Annotated in this window: 17 protein-coding genes; 13 read left to right on the top strand and 4 right to left on the bottom strand. The window is 56.7% G+C overall.

What is annotated here, in order from left to right:
• Positions 1-54: 54 nt before the first annotated feature.
• Positions 55-864, top strand: a complete 810-nt coding sequence (locus K3169_RS18955) for an IclR family transcriptional regulator (RefSeq protein ID WP_263267432.1) — start codon at positions 55-57, stop codon at positions 862-864.
• Between the two features lie 114 nt (positions 865-978).
• On the opposite strand, the gene K3169_RS18950 is transcribed toward K3169_RS18955, so the two are convergent.
• On the bottom strand, positions 979-2031 hold the full coding sequence (locus K3169_RS18950; RefSeq protein WP_095097008.1) for an NAD(P)-dependent alcohol dehydrogenase: 1053 nt from the start codon (positions 2029-2031) through the stop codon (positions 979-981).
• Positions 2032-2209: 178 nt separating this feature from the next.
• On the opposite strand from K3169_RS18950, the gene K3169_RS18945 reads away from it, so the two are divergent.
• On the top strand, positions 2210-3115 hold the full coding sequence (locus K3169_RS18945) for an AraC family transcriptional regulator (protein WP_027900879.1): 906 nt from the start codon (positions 2210-2212) through the stop codon (positions 3113-3115).
• 74 nt (positions 3116-3189) lie between these two features.
• On the opposite strand, the gene K3169_RS18940 is transcribed toward K3169_RS18945, so the two are convergent.
• Positions 3190-4845: an electron transfer flavoprotein-ubiquinone oxidoreductase gene (locus K3169_RS18940; RefSeq protein ID WP_231677251.1), complete on the bottom strand. Its 1656-nt coding sequence runs from the start codon at positions 4843-4845 to the stop codon at positions 3190-3192.
• Between the two features lie 55 nt (positions 4846-4900).
• Positions 4901-5203: a hypothetical protein gene (locus K3169_RS18935; RefSeq protein WP_263267430.1), complete on the bottom strand. Its 303-nt coding sequence runs from the start codon at positions 5201-5203 to the stop codon at positions 4901-4903.
• Positions 5204-5358: 155 nt separating this feature from the next.
• Here K3169_RS18935 and K3169_RS18930 point away from each other — a divergent pair, with 155 nt between their 5' ends.
• From K3169_RS18930 to K3169_RS18890, 9 genes are all read left to right on the top strand, one after another.
• Positions 5359-6108 (top strand): electron transfer flavoprotein subunit beta/FixA family protein, encoded by a 750-nt coding sequence (locus tag K3169_RS18930; protein WP_027900882.1) that lies wholly within the window; start codon positions 5359-5361, stop codon positions 6106-6108.
• Positions 6109-6110: 2 nt separating this feature from the next.
• Complete coding sequence (locus K3169_RS18925; RefSeq protein WP_027900883.1) at positions 6111-7040, top strand: electron transfer flavoprotein subunit alpha/FixB family protein; 930 nt, start codon at positions 6111-6113, stop codon at positions 7038-7040.
• Positions 7041-7194: 154 nt separating this feature from the next.
• Complete coding sequence (locus tag K3169_RS18920) at positions 7195-8019, top strand: substrate-binding periplasmic protein (RefSeq protein WP_231677248.1); 825 nt, start codon at positions 7195-7197, stop codon at positions 8017-8019.
• 75 nt (positions 8020-8094) lie between these two features.
• Positions 8095-8421: a DUF4398 domain-containing protein gene (locus K3169_RS18915; protein ID WP_263267427.1), complete on the top strand. Its 327-nt coding sequence runs from the start codon at positions 8095-8097 to the stop codon at positions 8419-8421.
• Positions 8418-9233 carry an OmpA family protein gene (locus tag K3169_RS18910; protein ID WP_122708789.1) on the top strand — a complete coding sequence of 272 codons (816 nt, stop codon included), beginning with the start codon at positions 8418-8420 and terminating at the stop codon, positions 9231-9233. Before K3169_RS18915 ends, K3169_RS18910 begins: the two co-directional genes overlap by 4 nt.
• Before the next feature lie 214 nt (positions 9234-9447).
• Positions 9448-10887, top strand: a complete 1440-nt coding sequence (locus tag K3169_RS18905) for a PLP-dependent aminotransferase family protein (protein ID WP_122397135.1) — start codon at positions 9448-9450, stop codon at positions 10885-10887.
• Positions 10888-11004: 117 nt separating this feature from the next.
• Positions 11005-11622, top strand: a complete 618-nt coding sequence (locus tag K3169_RS18900; protein WP_263267425.1) for a translation initiation factor 2 — start codon at positions 11005-11007, stop codon at positions 11620-11622.
• 85 nt (positions 11623-11707) lie between these two features.
• On the top strand, positions 11708-11965 hold the full coding sequence (locus K3169_RS18895) for a YkgJ family cysteine cluster protein (protein ID WP_263267424.1): 258 nt from the start codon (positions 11708-11710) through the stop codon (positions 11963-11965).
• A 56-nt stretch (positions 11966-12021) separates the two neighbouring features.
• Positions 12022-12627, top strand: coding sequence for an START domain-containing protein (locus tag K3169_RS18890; protein ID WP_231667108.1), 606 nt, complete (start codon positions 12022-12024; stop codon positions 12625-12627).
• A 277-nt stretch (positions 12628-12904) separates the two neighbouring features.
• On the opposite strand, the gene gltA is transcribed toward K3169_RS18890, so the two are convergent.
• Positions 12905-14194, bottom strand: coding sequence for a citrate synthase (gene gltA, locus K3169_RS18885; RefSeq protein ID WP_027900891.1), 1290 nt, complete (start codon positions 14192-14194; stop codon positions 12905-12907).
• 362 nt (positions 14195-14556) lie between these two features.
• Here gltA and sdhC point away from each other — a divergent pair, with 362 nt between their 5' ends.
• Both sdhC and sdhD read left to right on the top strand, forming a co-directional pair.
• Positions 14557-14931: a succinate dehydrogenase, cytochrome b556 subunit gene (gene sdhC / locus K3169_RS18880; protein ID WP_080238188.1), complete on the top strand. Its 375-nt coding sequence runs from the start codon at positions 14557-14559 to the stop codon at positions 14929-14931.
• Entirely contained in the window at positions 14925-15293 is a 369-nt protein-coding gene (gene sdhD, locus K3169_RS18875; protein WP_027900893.1) for a succinate dehydrogenase, hydrophobic membrane anchor protein, read from the top strand. Before sdhC ends, sdhD begins: the two co-directional genes overlap by 7 nt.

Raw genomic sequence — 15293 nt, 5'->3', positions numbered from 1 at the left:
GGAGATGAGCTGGCGGCGATAATGCCGCCAGTTTTTTGAGGGGATAAGCCTGATATGTCGCAAGCGCTCGACGACACAGCAAGCAGCACTTCCAAAGATTCGGCGCCGACGGGTACGCAGACCCTGTTGCGCGGGCTGGGCGTGGTTCAGGCCGTCGCCGACGGTGCACGGGACCTCAAGGAAATTGCCCGGCGCATTGGCACCACGCGCAGCACTACGCACCGGTTGGTCAGTTGCCTGGTGGAGGCGCGTTATCTGCGGGTATTGCCTCAGGTCGGCTACCTGCTGGGGCCCAAGTTGATCGAGCTGGGTTTTCAGGCGCGGGAAGAGGTGCCATTGGCGATATTGGCCCGGCCTTATCTGGATGAGCTTTCACAGTTGACCGGCGACACTGTCCACCTCGCGATTCGTGACGGCGACGAGGTGCTTTATCTGCACAAGAATCCTGGGCGTAACGGTCCGGAAATGCGTTCACGAGTTGGCCATCGTATGCCGCTGGCGCGTACCGGGATCGGCAAGGCGCTGCTGCTGGACAGCGTGGAAAGCGAGTGGCTGCGGCTGTACCAGGTCAGTTTGCCGGAAGTGGCGCGCAACCCGTTGTGGCCCGCTCATGAGGAGCAGTCCTGGGAGCAGGTGCGTCAGCGTATGCATGAGTACGTGGAAGGCGGTTACGCGTTTGATCTTGAGGATAACGAGCCGTCGATCCGCTGCGTGGCAGCGCCGATTCGTGATGCGGGCAAGCACATTGTTGCCGGTATCAGCATCGCCAGTACCGTGCCCTACATGCCGCTGGAGAAAATGGTCGAGCTGGTGCCGTTGATCAAGGAGACAGCGGCCAGGTTGTCGGCGGAGTTGGGAGGTTGAACACCAGCCTCTGTAGGAGTGAGCTTGCTCGCGATGCGATATGACAGTCGACAAATAACTGACTGGTCTGACGCTATCGCGAGCAAGCTCACTCCTACAGTATTTCTGCGGTTGTTACGCTTTCAGCGTCGCCATATCAATCACAAAGCGATACTTCACATCGCCTTTTACGACACGCTCGAACGCTTCGTTGATGTTGCGGATGTCGAGCATTTCGATGTCGCAGGTGATGTCGTGTTCGGCGCAGAAATCCAGCACTTCCTGGGTTTCGGCCATGCCACCAATCATCGAGCCAGCCAGTACCTTGCGGGACATGACCAGGTTCACTGCGTTCACCGGCGGATCTACAGGCTCGATCAGACCGACCAGAATATGCACGCCATCGAAGCGCAGGGTCTGCAGGTAGGGGTTGAGATCGTGCTGCACGGGGATGGTGTCCAGCAGGAAGTTGAATGTCCCTGCGACCGCTTGCATCTGGGCTTCGTCGGTTGAGATAACCACGTGATCAGCACCCTGACGACGACCTTCTTCTGCCTTGCTGGCGGAGCGAGTGAACAGGGTGACTTCAGCGCCCATCGCCTTGGCGAATTTGATGCCCATGTGGCCCAGACCGCCCATGCCCAATACACCAACCTTGTCACCAGCTTTCACACCGTAGTGCTTGAGCGGCGAGTAGGTGGTAATACCTGCGCACAGAATCGGTGCTGCACTGGCGAGGTTCAGTTTTTCAGGGATGCTCACCACGAAACGTTCGCTGACCACGATGCTGTCGGAGTAGCCGCCCATGGTCAGGCTGCCGTCAATGCGATCCTGCCCGGCATAGGTCGGGGTCATGCCGTTCTGGCAGTAGTTTTCCAGATCCGCTTTACAGGCGTCGCAGGTACGGCAGGAGTCAACCATGCAGCCAACACCCACGAGATCGCCGACTTTGTACTTGCTCACATCAGCACCGACTGCCGTCACCTTGCCGACAATCTCGTGGCCGGGCATCAGTGGGTATGCAGCGAAGCCCCACTCGTCGCGGGCCTGGTGGATGTCGGAGTGGCAGACGCCGCAGAACATGATTTCGATGGCCACATCATCCGGGCGCGGGCTGCGGCGTTCGAAGGACATGGGGGCGAGGGGCGCGGTCGATGATTGAGCGGCATAACCGATAGCTGTGTACATGGTGAACCTCGCAAGGCAATGAATAATTGAGGCTTACCAGTTTGCGGCAAGGCAGGTTTCAGGGCCATGACCATTCCTCCGCGACTCATGCCTGATCCTCCGGAGGTTTTGGGTTTGATGTTGCTACATGTGGCATTTCTGCGATCATGCAGCTGTCTAATCCTCCGCCCGGTGCCCCATGTCGTTGCCTCATCAAACCGATGCCAATGCCACCCTTGTTTCTCTTATCAAGCCACTGGCGACGCGTCCAGGTTTCGTGCCGACGTTGCTGCCCGAAGTCAACGTAGTGTCGCTCTCTACCTATGTTGCAAGCAGCCCGCAGATCTACGAGCCGAGCCTTATGATCATCGCCCAGGGCGGCAAGCTGGCCAGCCTGGGTACGCGAACCTTCGATTATGGTGCCGGGCATTATCTGGTTCAGGCGCTTTCGGTGCCGTTCATGTGTGAAACCTTCGCCACGCCTGAGGCGCCGTTGTTTGGCGTTTCCGTGGCGATTGACCGGGTGATGCTGGGCGAGTTGGTGCAGGCCATGGGGCCGATGCCGGATCAGATCGTTGAAGCGCAGACTCCGGAGTCCATGACGTCGGTGTTGCTGGATGCGCCAATGCGGGAAAGTGTCGAGCGATTGTTGCGCTGCCTGCACGATCCGCTGGATTGTCAGGTGCTGGGTCCGTCGCGGCTGCGCGAAGTGCTGTATGCCGCGTTGCGCGGGCCTCAAGCCGGGGTGTTACGTGCGTTGGTCGCCCAGCAGAGCCATTTCTCGCGTGTTGCAGCATCGCTGGCGTATCTGCACAGCCATTACGCCGAGCCGTTGAATGTAGAAACCCTGGCACGGCAGGCCAACATGAGTGCTTCGACCTTCCATGAGCATTTCAAGCGCAGCACCTTGCTGTCGCCGGTGCAGTATCTGAAACGTCTGCGTCTGCTCAAGGCCCAACAAATGCTGATTGCCGAAGGGATGGGAGTGGCGCAGGTTGCGCATTGCGTCGGGTATCAAAGCACGTCGCAGTTCAGTCGTGAGTATAAACGCTACTTTGACCGGAACCCGGGCGAAGAGGGGCTGCAGCTGCGAATCCCTGCTTGATTTGCGATACAAAAAAAGCCCCGTAAGGGGGCTTTTCTCTTTTAGCTTGCAGCTAAAAACCTGCAGCTGCTCTGTTACATATTAGGATACGTCGGGCCGCCGCTGCCTTCCGGTGTCACCCACGTGATGTTCTGCGAAGGGTCCTTGATGTCACAGGTCTTGCAGTGCACGCAGTTCTGGGCATTGATCTGGAAGCGCTTCTCGCCGTCTTCCTGTGTCACCACTTCATAGACGCCAGCCGGGCAGTAACGTTGAGCGGGCTCGTCATACAGCGGCAGGTTTTTGCCAATCGGGATGCTTGGGTCGGTCAGCTTCAGGTGGCACGGCTGTTCTTCTTCGTGGTTAGTACCGGAGATGAATACCGAGCTGAGCTTGTCAAAGCTGAGTTTGCCGTCGGGTTTCGGGTAGTCGATCTTCGCCGAGTCTGCTGCAAGCTTCATGCAGGCATAATCCGGCTTGGTGTCGTGCAGCGTGAACGGCAGCTTGCCACCGAAGATGTTCTGATCAACAAAGTTGAACGCGCCGCCCATGATTGCGCCGTACTTGTGCAGGGCCGGGCCGAAGTTGCGGCTGGCGAACAGCTCTTCGTGCAGCCAGCTGTTTTTGAAGGCTGAGACATAAGTGTTCAGCTCATCACCGCCTTCCTTGCCCGCCAACAACGCCTCTGCTACCGATTCAGCGGCCAGCATGCCGGACTTCATGGCTGTGTGGCTGCCTTTGATCTTGGCAAAGTTCAGTGTGCCCAGATCGCAACCGATCAGTGCGCCGCCCGGGAAGACCATCTTCGGCAGCGAATTGAGACCGCCTTTGCAGATGGCTCGTGCGCCGTAGCTGATGCGCTTGCCACCTTCGAGATACTGCGAAACTACCGGGTGGTGCTTGTAGCGCTGGAATTCGTCGAACGGAGACAGGTAAGGGTTGCTGTACGACAGGTCGACGATCAGGCCCACGACCACCTGATTGTTTTCCAGGTGATAAAGGAAAGAACCTCCCATGTTTTCGTCGTCCAGCGGCCAGCCTGCGGTATGCACCACCAGACCTTGTTCATGTCTGGCCGGGTCAACTTCCCAGATTTCTTTCAGGCCGATGCCGTAGTGCTGGGCGTCAGCGTCGGTATCAAGGTTGAAGCGTTTGATCAGTTGCTTGCCGATGTGGCCACGGCAGCCTTCGGCGAACAGCGTGTACTTGCCGCGCAATTCCATGCCAGGGGTGTACAGGCCGTCTTTTGGCTGACCTTCGCGGTCGACACCCAGATCACCGGTGATGATGCCGCGTACTACGCCGCTTTCATCGATCAGCGCTTCCTGGGCAGCAAAGCCCGGGTAGATTTCAACGCCCAGGTTCTCGGCCTGCTGGGCCAGCCAGCGGCACAGATTGCCCAGAGAGATAATATAGTTGCCCTCGTTGTGCATGGTCTTGGGCACAAAGAGGTCCGGGACTTTCACTGATTTTTCGGCACTGCGCAGGACGTAGATGTCGTCACGCTTGACTGGAGTGTTCAGCGGCGCGCCGAGGTCTTTCCAGTCCGGGAACAATTCGTTTAGCGCGCGGGGTTCGAACACTGCGCCAGAGAGGATGTGTGCGCCAACTTCGGAGCCTTTTTCCACCACGCAGACGCTGATTTCCTGACCGGCTTCAGCAGCCTTTTGTTTTAGACGGCACGCGGCAGAAAGCCCGGCGGGGCCGGCACCGACGATGACGACGTCGAATTCCATAAATTCGCGTTCCACAGGCTATCTCCTACTCAAGGCTCACAGTATTTTTTATATGCAGCGGTGCGGGGCATCAGTAACCCACATCTTTTATGCTGCGCAGTATATCTACACCACCCGGCAGGGCCAATACAAACGTTTGTTTGAAATGGCCGCAGGCCAGATAAAACGCAGACGCGCGGCTCATGACTGGCGGTTTTGTCGTATTGACCGCATAACGGCTTGCGGTCAAGATACGGACGGTTTTGCGCTCGCCGTAGGCTGAACATCGCCTGAACTGCACCTCTGAGGCGTCACGAGCGCGTTGCAGACAACCCAGGTCACGATTATTGCGGGTGCAAAGTTTACACGCCTGCATTGCCCAGATGTGCGGCATCTGGCGTTTATCCCTGTTTAGGTGGCTTGTTTATTAAGGTCACCGTTCGTTCTGTACGAATACGGCTGTTTCCAGAGGTTGCTTCACGGGTACACATGCATCGCCGGGTGCTGCACCGGGCGACTTTCTTTTCACCGGAGAGAAACGAGGAATCCATGAAGGTTCTAGTAGCTGTCAAACGAGTGGTCGACTATAACGTCAAGGTTCGCGTCAAGGCGGACAACTCCGGCGTCGATCTCGCTAACGTCAAGATGTCGATGAATCCCTTCTGCGAAATCGCTGTGGAAGAAGCCGTACGCCTTAAAGAGAAAGGCGTTGCGACTGAAATCGTCGTTGTTTCCATTGGTCCGACCAACGCTCAGGAGCAATTGCGTACCGCGCTGGCTCTGGGTGCCGACCGTGCCATCCTCGTTGAGTGCGCCGATGAGCTGAATTCTCTGGCCGTTGCCAAGCTGCTCAACGCTGTCGTTGCCAAGGAGCAGCCACAGTTGGTCATCCTCGGCAAGCAGGCGATCGACAGCGACAACAATCAGACTGGTCAGATGCTGGCCGCTTTGAGCGGTTTTGCTCAGGGCACTTTCGCGTCGAAAGTTGAAGTCAGCGGCGACAAGGTTGCCGTGACCCGCGAAATCGACGGTGGCCTGCAGACCGTTTCGTTGAGCCTTCCAGCCGTGGTGACCACTGACCTGCGTCTGAATGAGCCACGCTACGCGTCGCTGCCAAACATCATGAAAGCCAAGAAGAAACCACTTGAAGTGCTGACCCCGGATGCTCTGGGTGTTTCCACTGCATCCACCACCAAGACCATCAAGGTCGAAGCGCCTGCTGCACGTAGCGCAGGTATCAAGGTCAAGTCGGTGGCTGAACTGGTCGAGAAACTGAAAAACGAAGCGAAGGTGATCTGACCATGACTATCCTGGTAATCGCTGAACACGACAACGCGACACTGGCTCCAGCCACGCTTAATACTGTGGCGGCTGCTGTCAAAATTGGCGGCGACATTCACGTACTCGTTGCCGGTGCTGGCGCTTCGGGTGTTGCCGACGCCGCTGGCAAGGTATCGGGCGTATCGAAGGTCCTGGTCGCTGATAACGCCGCCTACGCCCATCAGTTGCCGGAAAACATCGCTCCGCTGGTCGTTGAGCTGGCCGGTAGCTACAGCCACATTCTGGCCGCTGCTACTTCCAATGGTAAAAACATCCTGCCGCGCGTTGCTGCCTTGCTGGACGTCGACCAGATCTCCGAGATCATTTCGGTTGAGTCGGCGGACACCTTCAAGCGTCCAATCTACGCCGGTAACGCCATCGCTACCGTGCAGTCTTCGGCTTCGATCAAAGTGATCACCGTACGCGCTACCGGTTTCGATCCTGTTGCTGCTGAAGGCGGCTCGGCTGCGGTTGAAGCGGTTTCTGCAGCTCACGACGCTGGTAAATCGAGCTTTGTCGGCGAAGAGCTGGCCCAGTCTGATCGTCCGGAACTGACCGCTGCCAAGATCGTCGTTTCTGGCGGTCGTGGCATGCAGAATGGCGACAACTTCAAGCACTTGTACACGCTGGCTGACAAGCTGGGCGCCGCTGTTGGTGCTTCCCGTGCTGCAGTGGACGCAGGCTTTGTGCCGAACGATATGCAGGTCGGTCAGACCGGCAAGATCGTAGCGCCTCAGCTTTACATCGCGGTGGGTATCTCCGGCGCGATCCAGCATCTGGCGGGCATGAAAGACTCGAAAGTCATCGTGGCGATCAACAAGGACGAAGAGGCGCCTATTTTCCAGGTCGCTGATTACGGCCTCGTAGCTGACTTGTTCGAAGCCATTCCTGAGCTGGAGAAGCTGGTCTAATCCAGATGCTTCGCTTATAAGTGCTTCTATAAAGCCCCGTTCGTTTCGGCCGGTGAGCATCGCAGTCAGTGCGAGTTCATAGGGCCGGGCGAACGGGTTTTTTATTGGCTGTTTTAAAGCCTTGAAAAAGTCCTGAAGCAAAAAAGGTTTTCCCATGGTTCAGTCAAACAGGCTGCTTGCTGCGCTTGTCATCGGTTTGCTTGCAGGGCCCGGCGTCGCAATGGCGGCGGGTAAGTGTGAACGCCTGATCGTGACCGGCAGCCCGGATGCGCCGCCTTACCTGTGGCGTGATCCTCAAGACCCCAAACACTTGATGGGCGCCAGTGCTGATCTGTTCAAGCAGGCGGCGCATGAGCTTGGGATCAAGGTCGAAGTGCTCTACGCCGGTAAGCGCAGTCAGGCGCTTGAAGAAGTGCGTAGCGGTCGCATGGACATGTTGGTGGATGCGCCACTGAGTCAGGCCGAACTTGACGCGCTGGATTACATCCATCCGCCGCTGATTCAGAATGAAATCATGGTCTGGACGCGTCAGGATCAATCGCTGCCACTGGATACGCTGGCTGATCTGCATGGGCACACAGGTGCGGCATCCGAACGAATCCGGATGACCCAGGCGTTCGATGCAGCCGTCAAGGCGCAACTGACCCTTGAGCGCCTGCCCAATCTGACTGAAGCCTTTCAAAAACTGATGCTGGGGCAGGTGGACTACGTTCTCGCCAGTCGCTATCCGGGGATGGCGATGGTGCAGACGTTGGGCCTGACCAAAGATCTGGTGGCGCGTCCACAACCGGTTGACCAGCCGGGTCTGTATCTTGCTTTGTCGTTCAACTCGGCCTGCAACGATCCCTGGCTTCGCGGACAACTGGCGAAAAAGATGACAGAATCGGCCGCCTCAGGCCTGTCGGGCGAAGCAATCAAACGCAATCTGGAAACCTGGAAGGCTCAACTACTGCAGCCGGCCAGCGCCCCAAACAAGTAGGAATGTTTTTTTGTGATTTCTTTTGTGACCTGTCTAGCGACTTCTTTTGTAAAAAGACGCCCCTTATTGGCCGCCATGGCACTCGTTACCCTGGCTGGCTGCGCCAGTGATCCAGCCCCCATCGAGCAGATGAAACTGACCGAAAAGGCCGTGGCCCAGGCCAAGGCCGTCGGTGCTGTCGACGATGAGCCAGAGATGCAAATGGCGGAATCGAAACTGGCTCAGGCTAGATCCGACATGACCAACGAGTCGTACAAGGCTGCACGCATGCAGGCCGAGCAGGCTGAGCTGGATGCGCGTCTGGCGGAAGCACGGGTTCTGACTGAAAAGAGCGAGGCGCAGGTCACCCAACTGAATACCCGCCTCAATCGTCTGCGCAAGCAGTTGGGGGAGGGCCAATGAACCTTGTTCCCCGTGCATTGAGCGTTTGCCTGCTGCTGGGCTCGGCCGGACTCTACGGCTGCGCAGGTCATCAGGGCAGCGAACAGGCTTTGCAACAGGCCAATGCTGACTTTCAGAAGGTCAAGGAAGACAGCGATGTTCTGCGCAGTGCCCCGAAGGACGTAGTGCGGGCGGGTGAATTGCTGGGCAAGGCAGAGCGCCTGTCGAGTTATCTGGGCAGCGGCAGTGACGTTGCCCATTACGCCTATCTCAGCAGCCGATACAGTGAAATTGCCCGTGAGCACGCCAATTTGCTGCTCAACACCGAGCGTCTGGAAAAGCAGGAGATGGAGCGCCAGCGTCTTCAATTGGCGCTGCGTGAAGCCAAGCTGGCCAGTGCGCAGCAGCACGGCCAGTGGCTGGAAGACCAGATTGTCAGTCTTGCTACCACACAGACCGAGCGTGGTCTGGTCATGACATTAGGGGACGTATTGTTCGACACCGGTCATGCTGAACTCAAAAGCTCGGCTAACCGGACAGTGCTCAAAGTCGTGCAATTTTTGCAGCTCAACCCCAAACGCGTCGTCCGGATTGAAGGCTACACCGACAACGTTGGCGACAAGCAGGAAAACCTGCGCTTGTCTCAGGAGCGTGCGCAGGCAGTGGCTGACGTGCTAACGGATCTGGGCATTGATGAGAAACGCATCCATGTTCAGGGCTACGGTGATGAATATCCTGTGGAAGCCAACGCATCTGAACGGGGGCGCGCGAAAAACCGCCGGGTCGAGATCGTTTTTTCTGATTCGAAAGGGCTGCTCGGTCCCAATCGCTGAGAAAATTTGAAAAAATCGACGCCTGATTTCGGGTGTCGATTTTTTTTGGCCTGAAAACCTGATGATTTGGCGCTTTTGCCTGATAGTTTTTTTAATCAGCGCGCGCCGGGGCTAGCCCTGGGGGAAACTGTCCCAGTACACTTCACAACTGTTCTGGTGACAAATCGACTATCTTCCTACAAAAGCAAGTCGCCAGCGGTACCGAGGCTGCGTCATGACCAACCTTCTGCTCTACCAAAAAATCGCTCAGCAACTGGCTGAAGACATTCGTCGTGGCGTTTATCAGCCCGGCGAGCGTGTGCCGTCAGTGCGCAAGATGAGTTCGCAGTTGAATGTGAGTCATGCGACCGTCTTGCAGGCCTATGCGAATCTGGAGGATCAGGGGTTGATTCGCGCCCGCCCACAGTCTGGCTATTACGTGCACCAGACACCGGCATTGACGGCGCCTACACCTGATATTGCCCGAGTCGAAAGGCCGGGATTGGTGACGCGCAGCAGCATCATTCAGCAGGTCTTGATGGAGTCGCGCCGGGAGGGGGTCTTCCCTTTGGGCGCTGCAGTGCCTCACGTCGATTATCTGCCGGTGCGGGCCCTGCATCAGCAGATAGCAAAAGTGACTCGTTTTCAAAGTCCGCGAGCCTTCAGCTACATGTTCAGCCCGGGTTTCGAACCACTGCGTCGTCAGGTTGCCATTCGTATGCGTGATGCAGGCGTAGTGGTTGATCCGGCTGACGTGGTGATCACCCATGGCTGTGTGGATGCCCTGCAGATGGCGTTAAGGGTGGTAACGCGGCCTGGTGATCTCATCGCAGCGGAATCGCCAAGTTATTACGGGCTTCTGCAACTGGCTGATCTTCTGGGGCTCAAGGTTATTGAGATTCCCAGTGACCCCCAAACGGGCATTAGTCTTGAAGCGCTGCAACTGGCCGCCAATCAGTGGTCGATCAAGGCATTGGTACTGACTTCGCGCCTGAGTAATCCTTTGGGCAGTACTATGCCCGAAGAGCGTCAGAAGCACTTGCTGCGGCTGGCCTCGGACTTCGATATTCAAGTAGTTGAAGACGATATTTATGGCGAGTTGATGTTTGAGCAGGGGCGAGCCAAGGCGTTGAAGGCTTTTGATCGTCTGGGGCGCGTTATCTATTGTTCCAGCTTCTCCAAAACCCTATCCCCCGGCGTGCGTATCGGCTGGATGATTGCGGGCAAATATCAGGCTGAAATTCAGCGCTTGCAGATATTCAGTACCCATTCTGCGTGCAGTGTCACCCAGATGGGCGTCGCCGCGTATCTGGAAAATGGCGGCTATGACCGGCATTTGCGCTTTATTCGTGTGGAATACCGGAAGAACCTAAGCGCTTTTCAGCTCGCGGTGCAGCAGTACTTCCCCGAGGGCACGCAGATGAGCCGACCGCTGGGCGGATTTATCCTGTGGGTCAGCTTGCCAGGGCGAGTCAACACTCAGGAATTGCACATCCGGGCGCTGGAGCAGGGGATCAGCATCGCGCCGGGCCTTATCTTCAGCAATACAGAACAGTTCAACCATTGCATTCGATTGAACTGTGGCATTCCGTGGAATCGTGAAGCAGAAAGAGCGCTCATGACGCTCGGAATGCTGGCCAAACAGTTATGCCAGGAAACGGTTGAGCTCTACTGAGGTCAGCTATGTAGGTCCCGCAGACATAGTGTTGTCGTCTGTGGGTTGAATCTCCGTCTTGTTATTGGACGTGCAACAGGCCAGCATGTTGTTTTCTGCCTTTGCCATTTCTGCCCTATGAATGTTTTTCGTTGCGTTGCATTGTCGGTTGTCGTTCTTCTGAGTGCCTGTGATGCTCAGAAGGACGCTGCACCCAAGCCCAAGGTGGCGGCCGAGGCTCAGGCGCCAGCGAAACCCGCTGTCAGCCCGCCAGTGGTTGAGGCCCCAAAGTCAGCCTCCGAGCCCGCCAAATCACAGGTGCATGAGTTGGCGCCGAATGTGCCGGTGGTTCCGGTTGCGACCAACGGTGATGCTGCGCCTGCCAGTAAGCAGAACAAGACTGAAGTAGCCAAAGCGCCTGCTGCAAAGACTGCAAAGGAGAAAAAGAGTGATGCGGCGAAACGCAAGTCGGTGGCGGAAAGTAAGAAAACACTCAAGGACACCAGTCTGAACAACGCAAAGCTTGATTTGAGTCTGCCTCCTGAGCTGGCTGAAGAGCTGCAACCTGCCGGAACGGCCAAAGCCAAGCCACGCAAGCCCATATTGCCGCCGATGTTCGGCGATAAGCGTGCGTCTGGTAATGATCCTTTCGAGCTCAATGGGCGCATCTTAAGCAATGAAATGGATTTGCAAATGCGTAACGACAGTCGCCGGGATGTGGAAGGTGCTGCTCTGGATTTCAAATTCAGGCAGTAGCACCTTGCAGTAGCACCGGGCATTTCAAACGCGCGTTTCAGCGGTTACTATCCTCACTTCAATTTTACCTGTCAGGGTGCTGGTCATGGACTGCCGCTCAGGCTGTGGTGCTTGCTGCATCGCGCCTTCCATCACATCTCCTATTCCCGGCATGCCGGACGGCAAGCCTGCAGGCGAGCGTTGTCTGCATCTGTCGCTCGACATGCTGTGCGCAATCTTTGGTCAGCCGGAGCGGCCTGCGGTGTGTAGTCAGTTCAAGGCGGCGCAGGATGTCTGTGGCGTTGATCAGGCTGATGCCATCCGTCTGATTACCTGGTGGGAGAAAGCCACAGCAGTTGCTTGATCTGTGCCGTAAAACAGAATTGATTCGCTGGAACTTCAACAATAAGGAATACAACAATGAGTTCGCTGCATCGAATGGCTGTTGTCTGTGGGTTGACGGTTCTCGTGGCCGCTGGTGCTCAGGCTGATGACTGGAAAGTTGCGAAGGACGAGGCCGGTATAAAGGTTTCGCTGAGCGAAGTGCCTGGTTCTCAGTACAAGGCTTATCGCGGTGAGACGGTCATCAACGCGAGCGTCGCGAAGTTGCGCGGTCTTCAGGAAGATGTCGCAGGTGCCTGTGCCTGGATTCATGAATGCAAGTCGCAGAAGGTACTCAAGCATGAGGGTAATCAGGCCTGGACATACACTCAGATCAATACGCCCTGGCCGGTGACGCCTCGTGATTCTGTATTGCTGGTGACGACGGAAGAGGGCACTGACGGCAGTCTGACCCGTAAACTTCAGGAAGTGCCCACCTACATTCCCGAAGAGAAAGGCTTCGTGCGGGTATCGCAAGTCGACGGCTTCTGGAAGTTCGTGCCGCAAGGGCCGAACAAGACACAGGTGACCTATCAGGTCCACACCGAGCCGGGCGGCAGCGTGCCTTCATGGCTGGCCAACAAGTTCGTGGTGGAGGCGCCGTTCAATACGTTGAAGGCGTTGAGGGAAAGGGCTGAGAAGTAAGCTTCCCTCCCTTTTTTGTAAGAGCGCACGAGCATCAAAAAACATAAATTACTGAATTGAAATGCTTTTTCCCTGTAGGAGCGCGCTTGCCCGCGATCGCGTTAGTACAGGCAATATATTCGTCGACTGACAGACCGGATCGCGGGCAAGCGCGCTCCTACAGGTCCCCGTTTTCTACGCGACAGCGCGGTGTCAACGACACCGGGGCAACTCCTGCAGGGACGGCGAAATAAAAAAGGGCTGCCATTGGCAGCCCTTTTCAGTTGCAGCATGAAGCTTACTTGCGATCTTCCAGTGGCACGATATCGCGAGACACGTAGCCGGTGTACAACTGGCGTGGACGGCCAATCTTGTACGGGCTGGAGAGCATTTCCTTCCAGTGGGAGATCCAGCCGACAGTCCGCGCCAGAGCGAAGATTACGGTGAACATGCTGGTTGGAATGCCGATTGCCTTGAGGATGATGCCCGAATAGAAATCGACGTTCGGGTACAGCGAGCGCTCGATGAAGTAAGGATCGGTCAGGGCGATCTCTTCCAGGCGCATGGCCAGCTCAAGTTGCGGGTCATTGGTAATGCCCAGCTCCTTGAGGACTTCGTCGCAGGTCTGCTTCATCACGGTAGCGCGCGGGTCGCGGTTCTTGTAAACCCGGTGACCGAAGCCCATCAGTTTGAACGGATCGTTCTTGTCCTTGGCCTTGGCAATGAACTTGTCGATGTTCGACACGTCACCAATTTCATCGAGCATGGACAACACGGCTTCGTTTGCGCCGCCGTGTGCCGGGCCCCAGAGCGCGGCAATACCGGCTGCGATACACGCAAACGGGTTGGCGCCCGAAGAGCCTGCCATACGTACTGTGGACGTCGAGGCGTTCTGTTCGTGATCGGCATGCAGGATGAAAATCTTGTCCATGGCCTTGGCCAGCACCGGGCTGATCGGTTTGATCTCGCACGGTGTGTTGAACATCATGTGCAGGAAGTTCTCGGCGTAGCTCAGGTCGTTGCGTGGGTACATCATGGGTTGGCCCATGGAGTACTTGTAAACCATGGCTGCCAGCGTCGGCATCTTGGCGACCAGACGGATGGCTGAGATTTCACGGTGCTGTGGATTATTGATGTCCAGAGAGTCGTGATAGAACGCCGAGAGGGCACCCACCACCCCACACATCACCGCCATCGGGTGAGCGTCGCGGCGGAAGCCGTTGAAGAAGGTCTTGAGCTGTTCGTGAACCATGGTGTGGTTCTTCACGACAACAACGAACTGGGCTTTCTGCTCGGCGGTTGGCAGTTCGCCGTTCAGCAGCAGATAGCAGGTTTCCAGGTAGTCCGATTGCTCGGCCAGTTGTTCGATCGGATAGCCGCGGTGCAGCAGGATCCCGTTGTCACCATCAATGTAGGTGATCTTCGACTCGCAAGAGGCGGTCGACATGAAGCCTGGGTCGAATGTGAAGCGGCCGGTGGCTGTGAGACCACGTACGTCGATCACGTCGGGGCCTACGGTGCCGGTGAGAATGGGCAGCTCGACGGGGGCTGCGCCCTCGATGATCAACTGCGCTTTATTATCAGCCATGTGGCCTCCTGTTTATGCTTCAAATCATCAGACGGCCCCCCACGCAGGGCCCGCACCACTATAGTTAGATAAAATCTAAAGTCAATTTGCCTAAAGTCGTGTTCCAGAAGGCTTTCAGGCTTGATTTACCCTGCGACATTCTGTCACTTACGCTTTTTATCCGGCCAGCGCAATCACCTATTTGAGGACCCTCTCTGCGTTGTCATTAGTAACCTAACTGTCTATACTCGGCGTCCGACCGCCAGGGGCTTTAGGGCCTGTATACCGGAGGTCGTCACTCCCTGGGTGGTGGGTACCTGACCAGTGCACTTCCCAATAATTTGCCCTGATAGTTAGGGGCTCTTCAAGTGTGAAATAAAGCCGTGAAAAGCCAACGACCTGTAAACCTAGACCTAAGGACCATCAAACTCCCAGTCACTGCTTACACGTCCATTCTTCACCGTGTCTCCGGAGTCATTCTCTTTGTCGGCCTCGTCATCATGCTGTATGCATTGGACAAGTCGCTGAGTTCCGAAGAAGGGTTCGGTGAAGTTAAAGCGTATCTGACCAGTCCGCTGGCCAAGCTTGTGATCTGGGCTCTGCTGTCCGCCCTGCTTTATCACCTGGTAGCGGGCATCCGCCACCTGATCATGGATGCGGGCATTGGCGAGACGCTGGAAGGCGGCAAGCTGGGCTCCAAAATCGTTATCGCCGTATCCGTGGTGGTAATCGTTCTGGCGGGAGTATGGATATGGTAACCAACGTCACCAACCTGTCGCGTTCGGGCCTCTATGACTGGATGGCGCAGCGCGTATCTGCGGTCGTGCTCGCGGCTTATTTCATCTTCCTGATCGGATACCTGGTCGCGCATCCGGGCATCGATTACGCCCAGTGGCATGGCCTGTTCTCCCACACTGCAATGCGCATCTTCAGCCTGCTGGCCCTCGTTGCTCTGGGCGCTCACGCCTGGGTCGGCATGTGGACCATCGCAACTGACTACCTGACGCCGATGGCGCTGGGCAAGTCGGCGACGGTTGTGCGTTTCCTTTTCCAGGCAGTCTGCGGCGTTGCGATGTTCGCTTACTTCGTCTGGGGTGTGCAGATTCTTTGGGGTATCTGA

The organism is Pseudomonas phytophila, assembly GCF_025643095.1.
GTDB classification, from domain to species: Bacteria; Pseudomonadota; Gammaproteobacteria; order Pseudomonadales; family Pseudomonadaceae; genus Aquipseudomonas; species Aquipseudomonas quasicaspiana.
The sequence above is the reverse complement of the archived record's forward strand: the minus strand, read 5'-3'. Positions and strand labels throughout refer to the sequence as shown.